Annotated in this window: 25 protein-coding genes and 1 pseudogene; 4 read left to right on the forward strand and 22 right to left on the reverse strand. The window is 55.5% G+C overall.

The features are described 5' to 3' along the window. The 4 genes from plsX to D7M11_RS00930 all read right to left on the reverse strand — a co-directional run bounded on the left by plsX (nucleotide 1) and on the right by D7M11_RS00930 (nucleotide 2,543). Nucleotides 1–1,002, reverse strand: a complete 1,002-nt coding sequence (gene plsX, locus D7M11_RS00915; protein ID WP_120745268.1) for a phosphate acyltransferase PlsX — start codon at nucleotides 1,000–1,002, stop codon at nucleotides 1–3. Further along, entirely contained in the window at nucleotides 986–1,582 is a 597-nt protein-coding gene (gene fapR, locus D7M11_RS00920) for a transcription factor FapR (RefSeq protein ID WP_120745707.1), read from the reverse strand. Before fapR ends, plsX begins: the two co-directional genes overlap by 17 nt. Nucleotides 1,583–1,830: 248 nt before the next feature. Continuing rightward, nucleotides 1,831–2,004 carry a 50S ribosomal protein L32 gene (rpmF, locus tag D7M11_RS00925; RefSeq protein WP_120745269.1) on the reverse strand — a complete coding sequence of 58 codons (174 nt, stop codon included), beginning with the start codon at nucleotides 2,002–2,004 and terminating at the stop codon, nucleotides 1,831–1,833. 29 nt (nucleotides 2,005–2,033) lie between these two features. Further along, the gene (locus tag D7M11_RS00930) at nucleotides 2,034–2,543 is read right to left on the reverse strand and encodes a YceD family protein (RefSeq protein ID WP_158606370.1); all 510 of its coding nucleotides are present in this window, start codon (nucleotides 2,541–2,543) and stop codon (nucleotides 2,034–2,036) included. A 165-nt stretch (nucleotides 2,544–2,708) separates the two neighbouring features. Between D7M11_RS00930 and D7M11_RS00935 the strand changes: the two genes are divergently transcribed. Continuing rightward, nucleotides 2,709–4,010: a nucleotidyltransferase gene (locus tag D7M11_RS00935; protein ID WP_120745271.1), complete on the forward strand. Its 1,302-nt coding sequence runs from the start codon at nucleotides 2,709–2,711 to the stop codon at nucleotides 4,008–4,010. Nucleotides 4,011–4,067: 57 nt separating this feature from the next. On the opposite strand, the gene D7M11_RS00940 is transcribed toward D7M11_RS00935, so the two are convergent. Continuing rightward, nucleotides 4,068–5,204 carry a SepM family pheromone-processing serine protease gene (locus D7M11_RS00940; protein WP_120745272.1) on the reverse strand — a complete coding sequence of 379 codons (1,137 nt, stop codon included), beginning with the start codon at nucleotides 5,202–5,204 and terminating at the stop codon, nucleotides 4,068–4,070. A gap of 111 nt (nucleotides 5,205–5,315) precedes the next feature. On the opposite strand from D7M11_RS00940, the gene D7M11_RS00945 reads away from it, so the two are divergent. Next, the gene (locus tag D7M11_RS00945) at nucleotides 5,316–6,596 is read left to right on the forward strand and encodes a sporulation protein (protein WP_120745273.1); all 1,281 of its coding nucleotides are present in this window, start codon (nucleotides 5,316–5,318) and stop codon (nucleotides 6,594–6,596) included. A 33-nt stretch (nucleotides 6,597–6,629) separates the two neighbouring features. Here the strand turns inward: D7M11_RS00945 and coaD are convergent, their stop codons facing one another. Then, nucleotides 6,630–7,127: a pantetheine-phosphate adenylyltransferase gene (gene coaD / locus D7M11_RS00950; protein ID WP_120745274.1), complete on the reverse strand. Its 498-nt coding sequence runs from the start codon at nucleotides 7,125–7,127 to the stop codon at nucleotides 6,630–6,632. Beyond that, nucleotides 7,108–7,707, reverse strand: a complete 600-nt coding sequence (gene rsmD / locus D7M11_RS00955) for a 16S rRNA (guanine(966)-N(2))-methyltransferase RsmD (protein WP_120745275.1) — start codon at nucleotides 7,705–7,707, stop codon at nucleotides 7,108–7,110. Before rsmD ends, coaD begins: the two co-directional genes overlap by 20 nt. A gap of 602 nt (nucleotides 7,708–8,309) precedes the next feature. Between rsmD and D7M11_RS36680 the strand changes: the two genes are divergently transcribed. Both D7M11_RS36680 and D7M11_RS00970 read left to right on the forward strand, forming a co-directional pair. Further along, entirely contained in the window at nucleotides 8,310–8,555 is a 246-nt protein-coding gene (locus tag D7M11_RS36680) for a WGxxGxxG family protein (protein ID WP_168928290.1), read from the forward strand. A gap of 80 nt (nucleotides 8,556–8,635) precedes the next feature. Further along, the gene (locus D7M11_RS00970) at nucleotides 8,636–9,154 is read left to right on the forward strand and encodes a DUF3231 family protein (RefSeq protein ID WP_120745277.1); all 519 of its coding nucleotides are present in this window, start codon (nucleotides 8,636–8,638) and stop codon (nucleotides 9,152–9,154) included. Nucleotides 9,155–9,442: 288 nt separating this feature from the next. On the opposite strand, the gene D7M11_RS00975 is transcribed toward D7M11_RS00970, so the two are convergent. From D7M11_RS00975 to D7M11_RS01040, 15 genes and pseudogenes are all read right to left on the reverse strand, one after another. Next, nucleotides 9,443–9,568 carry a YjcZ family sporulation protein gene (locus D7M11_RS00975; protein WP_120745709.1) on the reverse strand — a complete coding sequence of 42 codons (126 nt, stop codon included), beginning with the start codon at nucleotides 9,566–9,568 and terminating at the stop codon, nucleotides 9,443–9,445. Between the two features lie 185 nt (nucleotides 9,569–9,753). Beyond that, the gene (locus D7M11_RS36250) at nucleotides 9,754–9,912 is read right to left on the reverse strand and encodes a hypothetical protein (protein WP_158606371.1); all 159 of its coding nucleotides are present in this window, start codon (nucleotides 9,910–9,912) and stop codon (nucleotides 9,754–9,756) included. A 252-nt stretch (nucleotides 9,913–10,164) separates the two neighbouring features. Continuing rightward, nucleotides 10,165–10,389 (reverse strand): helix-turn-helix transcriptional regulator, encoded by a 225-nt coding sequence (locus D7M11_RS00980; protein WP_120745278.1) that lies wholly within the window; start codon nucleotides 10,387–10,389, stop codon nucleotides 10,165–10,167. Nucleotides 10,390–10,469: 80 nt separating this feature from the next. Continuing rightward, entirely contained in the window at nucleotides 10,470–11,126 is a 657-nt protein-coding gene (locus tag D7M11_RS00985; protein ID WP_120745279.1) for an HAD family hydrolase, read from the reverse strand. Then, on the reverse strand, nucleotides 11,123–11,773 hold the full coding sequence (locus D7M11_RS00990) for an HAD family hydrolase (RefSeq protein ID WP_120745280.1): 651 nt from the start codon (nucleotides 11,771–11,773) through the stop codon (nucleotides 11,123–11,125). The genes D7M11_RS00985 and D7M11_RS00990 overlap by 4 nt, the downstream gene beginning before the upstream one ends. Nucleotides 11,774–11,777: 4 nt before the next feature. Further along, on the reverse strand, nucleotides 11,778–12,386 hold the full coding sequence (locus D7M11_RS00995) for a DUF4269 domain-containing protein (RefSeq protein WP_120745281.1): 609 nt from the start codon (nucleotides 12,384–12,386) through the stop codon (nucleotides 11,778–11,780). Next, nucleotides 12,383–12,874: an NUDIX hydrolase gene (locus tag D7M11_RS01000; protein ID WP_158606372.1), complete on the reverse strand. Its 492-nt coding sequence runs from the start codon at nucleotides 12,872–12,874 to the stop codon at nucleotides 12,383–12,385. Before D7M11_RS01000 ends, D7M11_RS00995 begins: the two co-directional genes overlap by 4 nt. Further along, nucleotides 12,819–13,373 carry an NUDIX hydrolase gene (locus tag D7M11_RS01005; RefSeq protein WP_120745283.1) on the reverse strand — a complete coding sequence of 185 codons (555 nt, stop codon included), beginning with the start codon at nucleotides 13,371–13,373 and terminating at the stop codon, nucleotides 12,819–12,821. Before D7M11_RS01005 ends, D7M11_RS01000 begins: the two co-directional genes overlap by 56 nt. After that, nucleotides 13,370–13,789, reverse strand: a complete 420-nt coding sequence (locus tag D7M11_RS01010) for a GNAT family N-acetyltransferase (protein WP_338042458.1) — start codon at nucleotides 13,787–13,789, stop codon at nucleotides 13,370–13,372. The genes D7M11_RS01005 and D7M11_RS01010 overlap by 4 nt, the downstream gene beginning before the upstream one ends. 137 nt (nucleotides 13,790–13,926) lie before the next feature. After that, nucleotides 13,927–14,513: pseudogene (pgsA, locus tag D7M11_RS37990) on the reverse strand (CDP-diacylglycerol--glycerol-3-phosphate 3-phosphatidyltransferase). Between the two features lie 37 nt (nucleotides 14,514–14,550). After that, nucleotides 14,551–15,291: a class I SAM-dependent methyltransferase gene (locus D7M11_RS01020; protein WP_120745284.1), complete on the reverse strand. Its 741-nt coding sequence runs from the start codon at nucleotides 15,289–15,291 to the stop codon at nucleotides 14,551–14,553. Between the two features lie 55 nt (nucleotides 15,292–15,346). Then, nucleotides 15,347–15,850, reverse strand: coding sequence for an NUDIX hydrolase (locus D7M11_RS01025; protein ID WP_158606373.1), 504 nt, complete (start codon nucleotides 15,848–15,850; stop codon nucleotides 15,347–15,349). Nucleotides 15,851–15,860: 10 nt separating this feature from the next. Continuing rightward, on the reverse strand, nucleotides 15,861–16,586 hold the full coding sequence (locus tag D7M11_RS01030) for a metallophosphoesterase family protein (RefSeq protein WP_120745286.1): 726 nt from the start codon (nucleotides 16,584–16,586) through the stop codon (nucleotides 15,861–15,863). Between the two features lie 49 nt (nucleotides 16,587–16,635). Beyond that, nucleotides 16,636–18,183: a response regulator gene (locus D7M11_RS01035; RefSeq protein WP_120745287.1), complete on the reverse strand. Its 1,548-nt coding sequence runs from the start codon at nucleotides 18,181–18,183 to the stop codon at nucleotides 16,636–16,638. 2 nt (nucleotides 18,184–18,185) lie between these two features. Beyond that, nucleotides 18,186–19,931 carry a sensor histidine kinase gene (locus D7M11_RS01040; RefSeq protein WP_120745288.1) on the reverse strand — a complete coding sequence of 582 codons (1,746 nt, stop codon included), beginning with the start codon at nucleotides 19,929–19,931 and terminating at the stop codon, nucleotides 18,186–18,188. Nucleotides 19,932–19,944 lie beyond the last annotated feature (13 nt).

The following is a 19,944-nucleotide window of genomic DNA, read 5'->3' on the forward strand; positions in this document are numbered from 1 at the left end:
TTACCCATCTCGCTTCCTGCTGGTTTCCGAAGAGATTGCGCCCACCAATCCGCTCGTATGCGCGATGCGCGCTTGCCTGACGGCATTTTTGAAGGCGTTCGAATCCGAGGAGCCGTGACATTTCAGCACAAGCCCGTCTATGCCGAGCAGCGGCGCCGCGCCATGTTCGGTGTAATCCATCTTTTGCTTGAAGGCGGTGAGGCCCGGCTTCAGAATCGCTGCCGCAAGCTTGCTGATGAACGATCTGGTAAACTCCGTCTTCAGCGCCTTAAACACCGCGCCGGCCGTTCCTTCCATCGCCTTCAGCAATATGTTGCCCGCAAACCCGTCGCAAACGAGCACGTCGCAGCTGCCATGGAGCAAATCTCTTGCTTCCACGTTGCCCACAAAGTGGATCGGGGCCTGCTCGAGCAGCGGGAATGCCGCTTTGGTCAGCTCGTTGCCCTTGCCCGCTTCCGTTCCGACGTTCAGCAGTCCGACTCTCGGCTTCGATATCCCGTGCACCTTGTTGCGGTATACACTGCCCATAATCGCATATTGGAGCAAATTATGCTCGGTGGAGTCCATATTCGCGCCCAGGTCCAGCGCCAAAAAGCCGCTTCCGTCCATCGTCGGCAGCATCGGCGCCAAAGCCGGCCGTTCGATGCCGTCGATTCTTCCGACGATGAGCAGACCCGTCGCCATAAGAGCGCCGGTATTGCCCGCAGATATCATTGCATCCGCCGCGCCTTCCCGGATCAGCCGTCCGCACACGACCATCGAAGCGTCCTTCTTGCGCCTGACGGCGCGCACCGGCTCATCGTCGCCGGCTATGACATCGGATGCATGATGGATCGTTACGTTCGAAGGCGCCCCCCCTGCCGGCAGATGCGGCGTAATTAAGGCCTCGTCCCCGACCAGGACGATGTGCGCGTCGTTCCATTCTTTAGCCGCCAGCAGCGCTCCTGCCACTGTCATCGCGGGACCGTGGTCTCCGCCCATGGCATCAATCGCGATTCGCATGCAGCTCTTCCCCTCTTTCGCTCAGTTCGTTTGCAAAACGATAGATCAGGAAGCTTCCGTGAAATACCGTTTCTTCGCCGACGTAAGTGAACACTTCCACCTTCGCCTTCCCCTTTTGCCCGGAAATCGAACGGACATACGCTTTCGCGATACACTTCTCCCCTAGCTTGACCGAGCGGATGAAGCGGATATCGGCGGAAGCGGTGAGCGCCTTTTCGTTATTCACTACCGCGATAGCAAGCGAATTCGCCTGCGCGAATATATGATGCCCCCGTGCGATGTTCGTCCGCGAAAAGACGTGCTCCTCCTTCAGTTCAAATATCGAAATCCCGCTTTTGTCGAGCTGGAGATCGATAATATCCCCGATGACTTCGTGAATCGGCAGGGACCGGACTTGATCGTACGTTCGCTCGGCCATCATCTTCAGACGCTCCCGGAGCTCCGGGATGCCAAGCTCGAGCCGGTCCAGACGGATCGTCTGAATACTCACCTTGAACATGCGAGTAAGCTCCTCGTCCGTGATGAACGGGTTGTTGTCCAGCTCCTTGGCCAGCGATTGCTGACGTTGACGTTTCGGCATTCGTTCGATGTCGGGCACCTACTTTCCGGTCTTCTATCGTTTGCAACGTATCTACGTTTTTACGTTTATATAAATCGATCGCCATCGATTGTTACCAGGTACTAAACGTTAGTATAAGTTATTCCCGGTCAAAAAGAAAGAGCCGGGATAAGCCGCCTCAAAGAAAAAAGGCACTTCACCGAAATGAAGTACCTTTCGCACCCGTTACAGGGCCAGTCGAATGTTCAGCATCATGGAATGAGCCTACATTACGATTTTACGATTTCTCTGCCTTTGTAAGTACCGCAAACTTTGCAAACGCGATGCGCAAGCTTCAGCTCGCCGCAGTTGTCGCATTTAACCATACCCGGTACGGACAATTTAAAGTGAGTACGGCGTTTGTCGCGTGTAGATTTCGATGTTTTACGAAATGGAACTGCCATATTCCCACCTCCTTCACAAAAACTTATCGTTATTTCCCTTTGTCAAGCCACTCTTGCAACACGGCCAGTCGCGGATCGATTCGCGCTTCCGGAACGGCCGCGGGATCGATATTCAGGTTCGCCCCCGTCTCCGGGTTCAACCCTTTGCATTCGGGCATGCATAGCGGTACGTAAGGCAATCCGAGCATGACGGTTTCCTCGATGTACGGTGTGAGATCGACGACATCTTCGGTTATCACATGCAGATCGTCCTCGTCGTCTTCCGAATCGCCCGGTTTGCGCGAGAAGCGCTCCCGGAACGGGATCGCCAGCTTGCTGCCATAATGGCTCAAGCAGCGCGAACAGATGAATTCGGCGTGCAACGTAAGTGTCCCCGACGCTTTCACGACGCCATGATCGGCGGCTGCCGTCAGATCGATATGAAGCGGTTCGGCACGTACGACATCGTTGTTACCCTGTAGCAAATGCCCGATATCCGCAACTTCGGTGCGGCGGACTTGTCCCGAGCCTGAGACGAGCTCCCGGATGTTCAAATGCATGATTATCACTCCAAACAAACATAGCCTATTATATCGATCCACTGGCAGCTTTGTCAACATTTCAGGCGCATGATATAGTATTATTATCCTTCACTAGCGAAATAATGTTACCTGTTTCGCCACCTTTTATGTTGTACGCATGAATCCCGCGAGGAGTGCTTCTTTTTGAAAACGGTCGGAATCATTGTCGAGTACAATCCGCTGCACAACGGCCACGTCTATCATTTCGAGCAAAGCAAGCTCGTCTCCGGCACAGATACCGTCGTCGCCGTCATGAGCGGCAGCTTCCTGCAGCGGGGCGAACCGGCCATCGTTTGCAAATGGGCGCGTACCGAAATGGCGCTCCGTATGGGCGCCGATCTCGTGCTCGAGCTGCCGGTCGCTTATTCGACGCAGCCTGCCGAATGGTTCGCCTACGGCGCCATTTCTGCGCTGGAGGCTACGGGCGTCGTCGACGCGTTCTGTTTCGGCAGCGAAAGCGGCGACCTGGAACTGCTGCGCAGCGCCGCCAGGCGGCTGCATGAGGCGGATAATCGGGAAGCTCCAGATCATGCGGATATGACCGCTGGCTCCCTTACAGGCTTAGCGCCATCGTTCCAGGACGCCATCCGCAGCCGGCTGAAGAGCGGCTTAAGTTATCCTTCCGCCTATGCTGCCGCCGCAGGCCGCCTACTCGCTGAGGAGAGCGAGGAAGACTGGCTCGCCAAACCGAACAACACACTCGGACTGCATTATTTGCTTGCGCTGGAGCGGCTGCACGGTACGATGCGTCCTTACACGATCCAGCGGCAAAAGGCGGATTACAACCAAACGGACATTTCGGACGAGCGGATTGCCAGCGCAACCGCACTTCGCAAGCTGCTGTCGGGCGAAGCCGATACGGAAGCGGTCCGCCCCTTCGTGCCGGCGTATACGAGACGTATTCTGCAGCGGGAATGGGAAGCCGGACGAGCTCCGGTCAGTTGGGCGAGCTTTTATGCGCCGTTGTTCGCGCGCCTGGCCGTAACGTCTCCGTCCGAAATGGCCGAGTTCGGGGAAGTAACGGAAGGGCTCGAGCACCGCATCGCCCGCTGCTTGCACGAAGTGCAGCCGTCCGCAGGCGAGCCCTTCGAGCAGTTGATGCAGGCTTTAAAGACGAAGCGGTACACGCGAACGAAACTGCAGCGGATGATGACCAGAATTTTATTGAACCACCGTAAAATCGACCTGTCGCCCGATCTTCTGCGCGGCGGGGTTCCGTACTTGCGCGTGCTCGGTTTTACGGCCGCAGGACAAGCGCTGCTCAAAGCGATGAGGAAAACGGCGTCCGTGCCGGTCGTCACGAAAGCGGCGTCATTCCGTCACCCGTTCCTCGACATGGACATCCGTTCGGCGACGGTGCACGCTTCGGCTTATCGGCAGCCCTCGAAAGCCGAGCTGTTCCGGGACTATTACGAGCCTCCCGTTCGGCTGGCGGACGAAGTCTGATGCGCGGCTGAAGCTGGATCAGACCCGTCCTCGCTCGGGTCGGACTCGCGCCGTGCCTTACGCCTTAGGCTTCAAGCTTTCCAGATAACGTACGGCTTCTTCCAGCGTCGCCACGGGAACCACTTTCATCTTCGAATCGATTTTTTTCGCCTGATCGGCCGCATCGGAAGCGTTCGGCACATCCGCGGCCAAATTGCACTCGCCCATCTTGCGGTCGACCGGAGCGAAAAAGATGTCCGCTTTCTCCCGGTCCGCGGCGACGATTTTTTGCCGGATGCCGCCGATCGAGCAGACGTTGCCGCTGGGATCGATCGTCCCCGTTCCGGCAATCCGGTACGATTTCGTCAAATCTCCGGGCGTCAGCTGGTTATAGATCTCGAGCGAAAACAGCAGTCCGGCCGACGGCCCGCCGATTTCGCCGGCATCGATCGTTACCTTCTTATCGCTCCGCTCGGGTGTTATGCCGAGCAGCTCCGCCGTCGATATGCCGAAGCCGATGCGGCCGCCGCTTGCCGGCGCGCTTCCCGCCGCGCTGTTTTTCCCGTGTTCCTTATCGATGGCGTCCAGGTCTTTCAGCGTGACCGATACCGTTTTCTCCGTCTTGCCGCGTTTTACTACTACATCGACCGCTTCCTCCGCCTTATGCAGCTTCAGCTCATTCACGATGTCCTCATGCTTCAGCACCGGCTTGGAGGCGACCTGCAATATTTTATCCCCGGGCAGAAGAATGCCGTAGGCCGGATACTCCTTGATCGTCTGCATCACCAGCACGCCTTGGGAATCGATGCGAAACGGTATGTTCGCCTGCTTGTAGGCGGCCTGAATCGAACTGCTCTGCGAGTCGAGCATCACATATTCCTGCCGGGTCGAATATTCCTGCTCCGTACTGCCCCGCAGCACTTCTTCCTTCTTGCGGATTTCCGTATTCGGACTTAATTTGGCGAGCACAAAACTTAGGATGCTTGAGCGGCCCATGGACACCGTCGTGAGCATAAAGGCCCCTTTTTCCTCCGGATCCCCGTTCTCCACCTTCACCATCGGCTTAAGCTCCTCTGCGGTGCCAGGCTTGTAGATGTAATAGGGAACGGGTATGAAATAAAACGCATAAGCCAGCGTGATTGTAAGGAGAAACGAAGAAAGAAAGCCACGCGACCATTTCAGCTTGCTGCGTTCTCTGTAGCGACTGTCGATCATGCTTGTTGCTCCTTCCAGACTGGTAGCCGGGCGAATCAGGCCGGGCTTGGTCTAAAGCGCCCCCGCCTCGCGTAAACATGTACCACTTGACCCTATGCGGAGGCGATCGCAATGCGACTTTGGACGTTTCACGCAAGAAGCCGCGAATATACCGCTGCGCTTGCGGTGCTGACGGCCCTATTGGTGCTTTCGATATTGTTGTTTCCGGAACGTGCGTTTAAGTCCTCTCTCGGCGGATTAACGATATGGTGGAACATCGTGTTCCCTTCCCTGCTGCCGTTTCTGATGCTTGGCGAGCTGATGAACGGCTTCGGAGCGACACGCGCGATCGGCACCTTGCTCGAGCCTTTGGCCCGCCTGCTGTTTCGTTTCCCCGGAATCGGCGGCTGGGCGATTGCGCTCGGCGCCGTAGCCGGGATGCCCACAGGAGCGGAAATGGCCGGCAAGCTTCGCCGGGACGGGCTCGTCAGCCGCGAGGAAGGGGAACGCATCCTGGTAGTTTCCCACGTGGCCAGCCCTTTTTTCGTGCTGACGGTCATAGGAGCCGGGTTTCTGCATAGCGCCGAGACCGGAGCGATCATTGCCATCGTTCACTACGCGTCCGCTATCGGGACGGGGCTGTTGCTCCGCCTGTTCCAGCGCGACACACGACCCGCTATCGGGAACCCGGCAGCTCGAAGCTCCAGCACTGCCGTCAACAATAAACGAACGCTTCTCTTCCGCGCGTTAGCGGACATGCACCGGGCCCGTCTTGAGGACGGGAGGTCCTTCGGCAAGCTGCTGGGCGATTCGGTATCCGGATCGATCCAAACGCTGATGATGATCGGCGGAACGATGATCGTTTTCTCCGTGCTGCTCGGGGTGATCGAAACGGCCGGCGTTGTGCGGGCAGCGGCGGGCCTTGCGTCGCTAACCTTTCCGGAAACGACTGCGGCAGCGGATTCGGTTCGCAGCTTCCTCTCCGGTCTGCTGGAGCTGCACATCGGCTCCAACCGGCTCAGCCAAATACCGCTGTCTGGCGCCTCAATCGCTGCCTTGATCGCCGCAGGGCTCGCCTGGAGCGGCCTCGCAGTGCATGTGCAGGTAAAAACGGCGATCCGCCACACCGATTTGCGTTATCGCGTCTTTTTGCTGACCCGGCTTGTGCAAGCCGGTTTATCCGTTCTTTTAACCTTCGCGACGTGGCAGCCTTTATCCGCATGGTTCCGCCGGGCGGAGCCGAGTTTTTTCCAGCCTTCCGCCGCTGCTGCCGAATCCGGCGTTTCCCTGTGGACCGGTTGGTTGACGGCCGCTCCTTATCAAATAATGGGACTAGGAACTGTACTCCTAATCGGCATCGGCTTGTCGGTCGTTGTATCCATATGGCAGCGTACGGGAAAATGGGCGGACTGACCTTCACTGATCGCCCGGTACGGCCGGTCTCGCTTACGCGAATTTATCGTTAAGCGCCTGCTCCACTTCGGCGGGCACAAGATCCGACACCGGCCCGTGGTAACGCGCGATTTCTTTGACGATGCTCGAGCTTAAGTACGAATACTGCGGGCTTGTCATCATAAAGAAGGTTTCCACTTTATCGTTCAGCTTATGATTCAGGGAGGCCATCTGCATCTCGGATTCGAAATCGGAAATGGCCCGAAGCCCTTTTACAATAACGTTCGCTTTCTTCTCGCTCACATAATTGATCAGCAAATCGCCGAAGCTGTCCACCTCGACGTTCGGCAGGCCGCGCGTCACTTCCCCCAGCAGCTGCGTCCGTTCCTCGACCGTGAAGAGCGGACTTTTTTTGCTGTTGTTCAGCACCGCCACGATTACCTTATCGAATACGGCCGCGGCCCGGTGAATAATATCGAGATGTCCGAATGTGACCGGGTCGAAGCTCCCCGGGTAAACGGCAATTTTGTAATCATGCTTCTGTTCGCTCATCGTTACCTCTCCCCTCCGATTCATATCCCAGTTCCCGTTTATAGACGGATACGGCCGTTTCCCCGTACTCGACATGCTTTTTGCGGAACAAGTCTCCGATGCTCTCCTCCCATACGTTGGATGCATCGTGCTCGATCACGACCGTGGCGTCATCCGCCAGCAGGCCAAGCTCCAGCATCGTCTGAATCATTTCCGCAATCGCCGTCATTTTATAGGGCGGGTCTAGAAAGACGAGGTCGAACTTCGTTCCCCGTTTGCCCAGCACCTTCAGCGCCCGTATTGCGTCGTTGCGGTATACCTCCGCCTTCGACTCGAGTCTTGCCGCCTGTAGATTGGCATGTACGACTTCCACGCTCTTCTTGTCCGCGTCGATAAAAACGGCGGCGTCCATGCCCCGGCTGAGCGCCTCAATGCCGAGACCGCCGGTTCCCGCAAACAAATCCAGCACCGAGCCCCCGGCAAAATAGGGCCCGATCATACTGAATATCGCTTCTTTAACCTTATCCGTAGTAGGCCGCGTCCCCATGCCCGGAACCGCCTTCAGCGGCCTGCCCTTGGCCGACCCCGATATCACTCTCACGGTAGTCCCCCGTTCTCTCTGTACCACACTTGAAGTATGTAATTTCCGCTTTGTTCCGGCAACGGTCTTTCCCTTGCCGCCTGCGGCATTCCTGCTGCTATCGTAACATATTCTGCAACAGAACCACAAAATTTCAGCGGCATAGGTATATCTTTTTCCAGGTACGGGAATATTGAAGATATCGACATCCAACCAATGTCGTAGACAACCGCGGAGAAGGCTTACGTTTCCCCATAAGCTCTTCGTCCGGTTTCTCCTCTCCCATGAAGGAGTTCGCGCAAGCGGGCTCCGAGACCTTGATCCGCTTTCCCTTGTGGGAAGCGGTTTTTTTATGGTTAAGAGCGACGTGAATTTCTTCATATTCGCAAATTGGATACGAATTGGGGAAGAAATTCGGCGAAGGGGCTTTCCAATAAGTCCCCCCAATATAAAAGGGGCACATCACCCCGACCAGTCATCGCCGAATAGATTGCTCGGATTAACGTGGTATTGCGGCCTTCGAAGCACAAACCAAAAAACATGGTGAAAAATGGAATAGATATTTAGCCTAAATGATCGCAACCTACAAGTGAATCCTAAAACAATTTGGAGGAGATTGAGTTATGAGAAAACTTTTCATGGCCACATTTGTTCTGTCTTTCGGTTTGTTTCTGTCTCAACCTACATTTGCCGAAGGTACACCTACTGACAATGCAATTGCTGTAAACACCACGATGAACAATGCAACCAACACGACTCACGCCTACGCTACAGACAATAGGAATAACAATAATTGGGGCTGGCTTGGTTTAGCAGGTCTTTTAGGATTAGCTGGAATGAGAAATCGTTCGAAGGATCCTCAAAAATGAGGGTTTTGAACTAGAATAACCCGTGTATTTTGAGGTAATGATAACAACCGGTTTACAATACAAGTAAGGAGCTGTTATTAATGGGGATTTTAAGTGGCAATCCTAAAGATCAGCCTTTGCATTACGGAGAAGCCTTTGATCTGTGGGCTTTCTCAATGAAAGCAAAAGGTTGTATTTCCGTCTATCGGGCTTATTCGTACCATGCTGGTGATAAAGAGCTAAAGAAAATTTTGGATGATATGATCAACCAAGCAGAACTGGAATCCGAAGAATGCGATGAAATCTTGATTCATAACGGGATACCTTCATCCCCTACTCTCCCTGCAAGGCCCGAAGCAAAGCTTGAAGATATTCCCGTCGGCGCAAGATTTACGGATATCGAAATTGCGTCCATGATTGCCACTGATACAGCTGCAAGTATGGCAATATGCAGCCAGATCATGGGCAAATCGATTCGTGAAGATATTGGGGCATTATTTGGTAAATATCATGTCACCAAAGCAGCTCTAGGTTTAAAAATGTTGGAGTTGAGTAAGGAAAAAGGATGGCTAGTGCCACCTCCTCTACACATGAAACGACCAGAGCTTGTTGAAGCTTAAAGAATTAAATTCCGGGGCTGCCCAGAAAGTCAGTGAAAGCTGATACTGGTCCGCCCCGTTTTCTTGTTTTGTAAAAAGAAGCACAAAAAAGACGTCTTTTTGGAAAAGGGGCCACGATTTGGACTTCTCATTCCGTACGGCAGAGAAATACTCCGTACGCTCGGCATAGACGAAAAGAAAAACTCCCGCCCGGCACAAGGGCCAAACGGAAGTTTTCCAGATGGATCGGGGGAACAATCGCAGGCTGCACATCCCCCATATGCAGCAGTTCACACATCGTATGGGGCATTAAAAAACAAAAGCTCGCGAGACGATGACCAGAAGGATGAAGAGTACCAGGATAACCGCCGTACTGGTTCCCAGACCGCCACAGCTAAAACCGCCAACTCCACCTATTCCGCCAATACCACTCATGTTTTCACCACCCATCGTGCCTTTCTGAACTACCTCCACATCGTATGAGCGAAAAATAAAATGGTTTGGACTAATGTCCGGTAGTGCCGGGGTTTTCTTATATAAAAAAACGCCCTCGTCTGCACAAACGGAGAGCGTTCGATAATCCCGCCGCAAAAAAACATCTATACGGCCGATCGTAACCGTTAACGGCGCTTTTTCATGACATTGTTGAGTATAGAGGAAATCATCCGTTCCGGACCAATACCTTTTCTGCGTTTGCCGCCAAAAGACCCCATTCCGCCACCGAAACCGAAGCCCTTGCCCTGCTTGCCATTCAATAGCCCCATAATGCGCTCTAGCATGGAATCACCTCCACTTCTTTAAGAATGCTATATCATATGGTGATTCAATTGCTAGAAACACTAGCGCGTATACCGCCCCTCAAGTCTATTTATAGCTTGTTCATCGCAGCTTGGCGGGACAAACGCCTAAAACTTCCATTACTTAACGGCCTTAACGACCGCATTTGCCGAAAACGCCGAACAGGGCCTTCCCGTCCTCAGGAAGACCCTTCCGCTTTTAACCCTCATCCTCCGGCTTTCCGCTGCTTCGCATCAGGACGCCGCTCCACTCTCTTTTTTCAGACTCCATATGGAATTGGTGACAAGGTCTAAAGCTTCCGATATTTTTAAGGCTGTCAGAAACGTCGGCTCACTCTCCCCTTTGACAATCCGCTTCATGGCAGAACTCGATATCCCTACTTGCTTGCAGAGCCATTCCTGCTCAATTCCTCTGGAATCGAGAATTTCTTGCAGCCGGCAATCGATTTGATCCACCATCGTTTCATCACCTCTTCCTAAATCTTCGACATGACCGTTTGTCGAATCCTTTGACGAGGGATAAGAGGTTTTGACGAAATCTACAAATAGTTATCCAGCTCGCGCATGGAACGAATATGCCCGATCGACGGAACGCCTCTTCGTTCCAGCTCCGTCATCCGCGCATTGTATGCCAGAAAGGAAATTCCCGCTTGCTGCGCCGCTTTTCCGTCGATCCAGGAATCGCCTACGGACAACCACAGCTCCGGGCGAATGCCCGGGTACTGCGACAACAGGTGAAAAACGCCGGATGGTGACGGCTTCAGCGAAGTCATCTGTTCCCGGCCTGCAATATGCTCGAAGAACGGCGCAATGCCTGTGCGTTGCAAGGCTTCCTGCGCGGCTTCAAGCGCATTGTTCGTCAGAATCGTCATCCGCACATGGCCTCGGATACGTTCCAGCGTCTCCTCGACATGAGGCTCCAGCTCCGCTCCGGCCATTCCTTCCCGCTCGCCGCGAACGACGATGTCCCATACGCTGCGATCCAACTCATCCGTCAACCTGTTCGAGGCACGCGCCGTTTCGATCAGGGTCGCGATCGTATGGTCTTCGAGCGGAAAGTCCGCGGGGAGAATCCCTTGCTCGGTCAGCAGAGCGAATACGTCGCGCTTGATCCGCGGAAAATCGATTCGCGATCGCAGCAGCGTGTTGTCCATATCGAACAGGATCGCTTTGTAGCGAGCTTGGCCCCTACTCATGCCGTTTCTAGAAAAGCAAGCAGCTCGGCTACTCTCTTCACGTACAGATCGGGCATCGTTCCGAATTCGTGCGTCTGCACGTTCTCAAGCCAGTGCGCCCCGATCGTGAACACGCCGGCACCTTTGCCCGCCCGCATATCCGCTTCGCTGTCGCCGATAAAAAGCGTTTCGTCCTTCTCGGCTCCAAGCGCTTGCATCGCCGTGAGCACCCCTTCGGGGTCGGGCTTCGGCTTCGTCATTTCATCGCCGGAGACGGTCACATCGAAGTAATCCGTCATGCCGAGACGATCGAGAGAAATATCGAGCGAATCCCTGCCTTTGCCGGTTACGATGCCCATGCGGTACCCTTTGCTTTTCAAATGGCCCAGCAGCCCGAGAATCGCCTCGTTCGGCTTCACTCTTACGTCGTGCTCTTCATTGTACAGCTTGTAAAAAAGCCGCACCCCGTCTTCGGCCGCCTCCCGATTCCGCAGATTCAAGCGGATGATATCCGCTTCGGTAGGGCCAAACATCGCCACGACCTCACCGGGCGTCAGCGTTTGGCCGTCATAGGTCAGGAAAGCTTGCTGGATCGCATGAATGCATATCGGCAGCGTATCCGCCAGCGTACCGTCAAAATCGAAAAGAATCGTCGTCAAGTTTCTCACACGCTCACTCCTCTGTTTGTTCGGGCATTACCGGCGTCACCGCCATAGACAACTGTTCGTCCGAGTACAGTTCCAGCTCCAGCAGCGCCTCGTATGGATCGCCCTTCAGCCCGAAATAGTCGGCAAAAGCGGGCTCTGTCTTCATACCGGCGCGCTTCCTGTTCAGAATCGCCTCTTTGGCGCGTTGTCCGTACAGCTCCAGCAGCCGAGCCTCTATTACCATATGCCTGTAGCCGTTCTGCATGCGAACCGGCGCCGGCTCCGCAAACAATTCCACCGGCAGATTGCCGCACTCAAAGCGGACTACCGCCCGTTCTTTGCGTCCCCGCTGCGCGCCCCTGCGCACAAACTCAAACTGGTCGAAGCCGCCGAACGCCTTCCGGACGGTCTGCTCGAACGGCTCGAACCGGTAAACCTCGCAGGCAATGTCCAGATCGCTTCCTTGAACGTTCAGCTCGATCGGGATCGTCCCTACGACAACCGGCTGATAAGGCCGGAGCGGCTCCAGCAATCCGAATCGGAATATAACGTCGTAAGCCTTCCTCTGAACGGCGGTCCCTACCCTCAAATATTCGATATCCGACCAGCTTCTTCGCTGCACGTCTTCCCTCATTCGCCCTGCACCTGCCAATGATCGTATCTGGCCGCCTCGAGCGGTAACTTACCCGTCCTGACCCAACGCAGCGCATCCAGAACGAGCGGTGACGCCGCATCCTCGTTAATCGATTCGACATCGATCCATTCCGCCCCGTCGGAATCGTCGAAGCATGGCGAATCGGCAACGTCTCCGTCCGCATATTCGACTTCATACAACACGGCGATGTGGTGGCAATGCGTATGGGCGAAGCTTTCCCGCGTCCAGGCGACTACATAGTCTCGCGTGCCAAGAGACCGCATGATGCGGACCTGCAGACCCGTCTCCTCTAGAAACTCGCGATGGACCGTTTCGGTTAGCGATTCGTTCGGCTCTATCGTCCCTCCGGGCAAATCGAACCGTTTCGTATACGGCCCGCCGTTTTTGCGGATGACCAGAAGCTTTCCATCCCTAAGGCATATTCCGTATGCCCCCAGATGCCTGTGCCATTGCTCCGGTTTGATCATGGCCGCCTCCCATCCAATCCTTTTTCCGTTCATAACCCGTCATCCGGTTCCGATCCAGTCGGCAAATGTGGATATAAGGACAATCCTCGTTCAGCATGGCTGGCAAATATTTGGGGATGGCTTCGCCTACGCCCAAATTATGATCGGACAGCACCCAGCCGATCTCCTTCCATTCCAGCAACCCCTCTTCCGTTCGTCTTGGCGTCTCGTAATGCTCATCCTCCGGCAGTTCGGCCGTGAACAAGTACATGCCCACAGCGGGCGCGCCATGCGACTCCCACCATACGATACCCTTGAAGCTGGCAGCCGCGAGCCGGATTTCCGTTTCCTCGAACGCCTCCCGCAGCACTCCTTCGAGCGGCGCTTCCCCGGCTTCCAGCTTGCCGCCGACGCCGTTCCACAGCCCTTTCGCCGGAGCCTTATCCCGGTTCAGCATCAACAGCTTGGACCCTTGACGAATAAACAACAGCGTATACGGGATAGACGGCTCATCGCTCATACCAAATCCCTCGAATACAGCAGAATTCCGTCTCTTCTCGACCAGCCGCTGCCGGACCAATACCGGTTGCCGATCTCGTTATGTTCCAGCGTAAACAAATGACATTTCGTAATGCCCGCGTTCCGCAAACTTCCGAGACTCCGCTCGACCAAATCTTTCGCGATCCGCTGCCCGCGATAGGAGCGGTGTACGGCTACGTGATACAAAAATCCTCTGCGGCCGTCGTGACCGCACATACTCGTGCCCACCACTTGCCGTTGGTCGATGCAGACGAAGCTTAGGCCGCTATTGCGCCGCAAAAAGCTTTCGATATTTTCCCTGGAATCCGCCTCGCTCAAAACAAGCCCTTCCGTGACGTTCCACAGTCCGATCATTCGCTCGTAATGCTCAATCGTCATTTCCGTAATCTCAACCACGGCCTGGCCTCCTTCCCTTGTAACCCCGCCTGCAAGCCTCACCTTTTCCCGGGAAAGCGCACAAACCGACAAGCGCGCCGACAAAGCGGAAACTTGTCGGAAAACGCCTCATCCAGCCCCTTCTTCACGAGGGGCCGTTATCCGTTCGGCCGCAGCAGCAGCGAACCGTGCAGCGCGATATACCGGATACCGGAATAAACGGTAATGCCCGCCGCCGCGAGCATCGCAAACGAACCGGCGCTCGAACCGGCGAAGGCAGCGACCGGCAGCTGTTGAACGAGTACGATGCTTATAGCGGCTACCTGGACGACCATTTTCCACTTTCCGTATGTATCGGCCGCAAGCACGACTCCTCTTGCCGCAGCGGCAACCCGGATACCGGTAATGACCGATTCGCGCCCGATGATGACGACCGCTATCCAGGCCGGTATAAGCCCAAGCTGCACCAGCATAATTAACGCGGTTAATAATAGCAGCTTGTCCGCAAGAGGATCAAGCAGCTTGCCCAAATTCGTCGTTTGATTATAGGTCCGGGCGACATATCCGTCTTATCCGTAGCGGCAGCCAGCACAAACACAAACGTCGCCGCATACATCCCGTACTGATCCAGCCATTCGACGACTGCGTACTCCCGGACCAGCCCATCCGGGAATGGCTGCAAAAACAGCACGAGCAGCGGAATCAGTCCGATTCGGGCAACCGTTATCCGATTCGCAGCGTTCATAAAACTCCTCCTTGCAAGCGCTTATTGGTTTATTCGCCTATAGGTGTCGGTCCGATACCGAAGACAGTTTACAGATAACGTTGCCTTCCTGCTGGTAAACGATGGAGAATCCCGCTCTCTGCAGCTCCGCCCGCAGGGCGTCCGCCGTCAAATGCCTCCGGTGCGGCAGCCAGTAGCCACCATCCCGATACAACGTATCGGAAAACAAAGCCGGGTCCGCCTCCAGCTTCTCGTAAACGATGCCCTTCTCCGAATCGTAATAACCATCGCCATAATCCCGGCCCGAGTGGTACATCGCCGTAGCCACAATGTAGTAGCCGCCATTCTTCAGCCCCGATCGTACAGCGGCAAACAGCGAATCGCGGTCTTCGTCCGTCACGATGCTCTGCATGCAATAATTGTCCACGACGAGGTCGAACACCGGTTCCGCGAACCGGCACTGTGTTATATCGCGTACAGCATAAGCAACGTTAAGATTGCGCTCCAGCGCATAACGTCTCGCCAGCTCGATCGCGTCCGGCGTAATATCGATGCCTTCGACTTCAAATCCGCACCGGGCCAAAAAACATGACGCAGCTCCTGTCCCGCATCCGTATTCGAGTGCGCGTCCCACTCCGCCGATTGCCGCGGTCTCCAGCGCCTGCTCCAGAAATGGCCGCATCATAAAGCGATCGAAGCTGTAAGAGTCGGGATCGTAATATTGATCCCAGGCGGCGATTCCCCGCTCCTTCATTTCGGCATACGCTGCCGTATGCTCGTCCAAATAATATTTTTTCACAGTCGGTTAACCTCTCCCTGTTCGTTCTCCCGGACCGCAGCAACCAACAGACGGACTACGCCTCGGTTCGCCGCTCATTCAGCCACCGGCTCAACTGCTCCTTATGCCGGGGAAATGCGAATTGTTCGAACGGAATATGCTCCGGGCGGAACCACTCCAGCTCCAGCGATTCCGCCGACTTGGTCAGCATACCGCCGATCAGCCGGGCCTCGTAAAAGACGGTGCACACCCGGATGCCCCCGGTGACGTCCAGCAGCTTCGTCACTTCGATCTCCAGCCCCGTTTCCTCGAGTACTTCCCGCACGGCGCAAGCCTGTATGGACTCTCCCTGCTCGGCCATGCCGCCAGGCAAAGCCCACATCCCGTAACCGGGCTCAATCGCTCTCCGTTCCAGCAAAATGCGCCCCTCCCCATCCGGGATTACAGCCACCGCCCCGACCGACTGGGACGGATACAGCGTGTAATGACCGGACGGACAAAAACGATAGCTTTTCCCTTTCTCGTATGTCCCCGCAAGAGGGCCGCCGCATAGCGGACAATAGTTATAGTCGCTCATCATCGGATTTCTTTTACCTCCCGATCTGATTGCCGTGAAAGGCTTGCAAAATAAAAGTCGCATCCGGCACGTCCAGATCCAGGTACGATCTCAGAAAAGCGCGGTTATCGTAATCCGCTTCCTTGCACTCGATAGTCACGGCGCCGCCTGCCGCGCGCACGATGGCGTATCGGGCCTTCGGTATAACGTAACAGCCCAGAGCGCCAGGATTCAAGTAGGTTCGGCTGGCCGTCTCGAACAGATGCAGCGGATGATGATGGCCGAAGCAAACTAGGTCGTAGCCGGTACCGCTGTATAGCGCATCCAGCTTTAGCCCGTCCGGCCGGGCATCAATTGGCTCGAATTGCCCGTCGGCACGAAGATGGTAATGCGTCATCAAGATCGAAACGCCTCCGACCTGCACCTGCTCGCTTACCGGCAGTCCGTTCAAAAAAGGGATGTAGCGCGGGTCTAGCCGCTCCGCAATCCACTGATGGTGCGCATAGGCCGTCTCATGTCCGTTCAAACAGCCGCGGCCGTCTATAATGTGCAGGACGGCCAACTCATGATTGCCCGTTACGAACGAAACGTCGCTTCGTCCGGTTAACCTCGCCAGCACTTCATTCGTATCGGGGCCGATTCCGATCATATCCCCCAGACAGTAGATCCGCTCCATATCGCCGGCGGCGTCGATTTCCGCCAGCACGGCATCAAGCGCGGGAGCATTGCCGTGAACATCGGTTATAATCGCTATTTTCATATCAAGTTGCCTTTCCTCCTCCCGCTTCCCAACCGCAATGGCTTACCGTTTAATGACTGGACGACTCATACTCCTTCGGCGTGCAGCCGACAAGCCGTTTGAACGTTTTGGCAAAAGACTTCGAGTCGGAAAAGCCGACCGCCTCGGCGACCTCGTACACTTTCATCTCCCCCGAGCGCAGCTTCCGCTTCGCCTCCTCGATCCGAATCCGGGTCAGCGTTTCCGTGAGCGATTCGCCCATCTCCTTGCTGAACAGGTCGCTCAAATAGCTGCGGCTCAGCTTGACATGGTCAGCGATATCAACCGTGCCGATATTCCGGTTGTACTGCTCGCGCATAAAGCGGATCGCTTTGCGGATAAACGGATTGCCGGCCCCTTTGGCCGCCTCATGACCAAGCGGCTTCATCCAGAGCTTGCGCGCCGTTTCCTTCACGAATGCGCATAACGGTTCCACATGAAGCGCGGAGCGGAGCGGCTGGAGCAGCCCGGCTACCGCATCGTCCTCCTCGGCCCCGTTCGGATGGTGCTGCCGCGCAAGACCGAAAGCGACCCCGAGCGTTTCCAGCAAAAACGATTGCAGCTTGGGAACGCCCGGCTGATGCCGCCGGACCGATTCGGTCAGCATATCGATCGAATGATAGGCAGCTTCCGGATTGCCGTTCGAGACGGCGCGCAAAAAGTCGTTTCGTTCTGCGACCGGCAGCGGACCGTCCGCTACGGATTCCGGCCAGCTGGTAATAAACGCGTTAGGCGCGCCATAGAAACGATTGTGGGCCTGCTTGCGGTGAACGGCTATACTTTCGTGGATTTGCGGCAGCCGGGTTATCGCCGGACCGAGACACACGAACCAGTCCGCCTCTTTCGAGGCGTTCTCTTTGCATCGTGAGTACAAGCTTTGCGCGCTTGCAAACATCCGTTCGTAGCGTTCCTTTTCCGAGGCCGATTTCTCGTAGGCGTACAGGGCGATCCAGATCCGCTCGCTCCAGCGGACTACCGCCTTGGCACCCGGCAATGTCCGTTCCTCGATATTCGGCAGCGCCGACAGATCGCCTTCGACCCATACGCTGAACAGGCCGCAGCCGGGCGAGAACAGCTCCGTCTCCAGACGTTCCTGACCGTTGCCGCTTTCCACGAACTGGCGCAGCGAGTCGGCGATTTTGTAAGCGCCGGATTGCTGCATATGCTCGCGCCATTCGGCCAGCGCCCGCTTCGTTTGCCTTTTTTCTCCAAGCTTTTCCTTCACCGTTTGCAGGATCGACAGCAGCTCCTCCGGCTCCATTGTCGGCTTCAAAATATAGTCCTGCGCGCCGAGCTTCATCGCCTCCTTCACGTAGGCGAAGTCGTCCAGACAGCTCAGCACGAGCAGGCCCACATCGTCCTGCACCGACTTGACCTCGCGCATAAGGGCGAGTCCGTCCATTCTCGGCATGCGGATATCGGTTATGACGATATCGACCGGCCTGCTCCGGAACAGCTCCAGCGCCTCGACCCCGTCGGCCGCTTCGCCGATCAGATGAAATCCGTTTCGTTCCCAATCGACGAGGGATTTGAGCCCGACACGGATGATCGGCTCATCGTCGACTATCAGTACATTCATGGTCAAGACTCCTCGCTTCGGTGAATGGGCAGCGATAGGCGCACCGTTGTCCCCGCATTCGGTTTGCTGAATATGTGCATCTTATAATCCGGCCCGTAGTACAGCTTGATCTTGTCGCGAATATTGTTCAGACCGATGCCGCTCATTCGCTCCTTGGCGCTTTTGCCGGGAGGCAGCGCCTCTTCTCCCGCCTCGGGGGGCGCCATCCCTTTCCCGTTGTCCTGCACCTCCAGCATCAGCATATCCCGGTCGAGCCATGCTTTGATCGTAATTTCTCCGCCCTTCGCGCTGTTTTCGAGCCCGTGAATGAGCGCGTTTTCGACGAGCGGCTGTAAGATCATTTTCGGCACGAGACAGATCGATGCGATCGGGTCGATATCCAGAAACATGCGGACCGTATCTCCGTAACGGAACGTTTGAATCGCCATATAGTCGCGGATGAGCCCGACTTCCTGCTTAAGCGTCAGAAAATCGCCCTTTTTCCCGAGACTTGCTTGCAGCAGCCGGACGAGCGCACTGACCGCATCGGAAATTTGCGGCGTTTGGTGAATTTTCGCCACCCATTTGATCGTATTCAGCGTATTGTACAAAAAATGCGGATTGAGCTGATATTGCAGCGCTTCGATCTCCGCTTCCTTCTTGAGCGACTCCTCCAGCTTCGCCTGCTTGATCGTCTCCTCGAGCCGGTTCAGCATCTGGTTATAGCCGTTACCGAGCTCGTCGATCTCGCGAATGCTGCCGGACATCCAGTAGGCCTTCAAATCGCCGGATTCGGCGCGTTTCATCAATTGACGCAGCTTGCGCAGCGGCCTCGAGAACAACGTGGAGAAAATAAACGAGCTTACAATCGATACCACGACCAAAATCGTACAAAAAACAAGAATCGTATTTTTCAGCGTCGATTTCAGCGAACGAATGTCCGTATTGGGAGATTCCAAATACGTCATCCACGTTTGGCCCGGTACGGATACCGGACGCTGAGATAAAAAAACGTTCGACTCGCTGCGCAAAAACGGTTCCTTCTCCGCCAAAAACAAGGAAGAGCCGGGGCTCGTCGCCGTATCGCGGCGGCCGCTCTCGAACAGGATGGAATCGCCTGCCGTATCCCACAGCACCAGATCGGACAGCGCGTGATCGCTTCGGATTTCACCCAGCAGCCGTGGCATGTCGAAGACGATCTCAATCGAACCGACAATGACGAGGTTAGCCGGATCGTACAGCGGGCCGACCCAGCCAATCCCTTTATGTCCTTGGACACGTATAATAAAGTCGGAGCGATTCGCCGGCTTTCGCAGTTCTTGCTCTTCGTAATCGAACGGATTGCCGTTCGTGCAAAACGAGCCCGCTTCCTCGATCGTAAAGCAAATATCGGTGACGAATTTGCGGTATTCCATCTGAACCATCGCCATGCTTCCGATCGATTCCTTGACCGAGCGAAACGCCGTTTCGTTCAAGAGGCGGCCGTCCCGGTTCATCATAATGAGCTGGGCGACATACTCGTTCTGCATCCAGCTGCGGTATAAATATTCAAGCTCGCGAAGCTCTTTGTCCAGCCTTCGCTGTACCTGATCGTGCTTCGCCACGACCGTCGCCCGCCATTCCTCGTCGGAGCGCTCGGAGGAATGGACATAAAAGAGCGACAGCGCCCCGAACACCGGAATCGAGCCGATCAAAAACAAATAAATAAACAAGCGGAGCTGAAAGCTCCGAAAAGGCTGCGAACCAAGCCATGCAAACAGTCGCTTCATAAGTCACCCGTCA

Origin of the sequence: Paenibacillus ginsengarvi, from assembly GCF_003626695.1 — a bacterium.
Taxonomy (GTDB): Bacteria; Bacillota; Bacilli; order Paenibacillales; family NBRC-103111; genus Paenibacillus_AB; species Paenibacillus_AB ginsengarvi.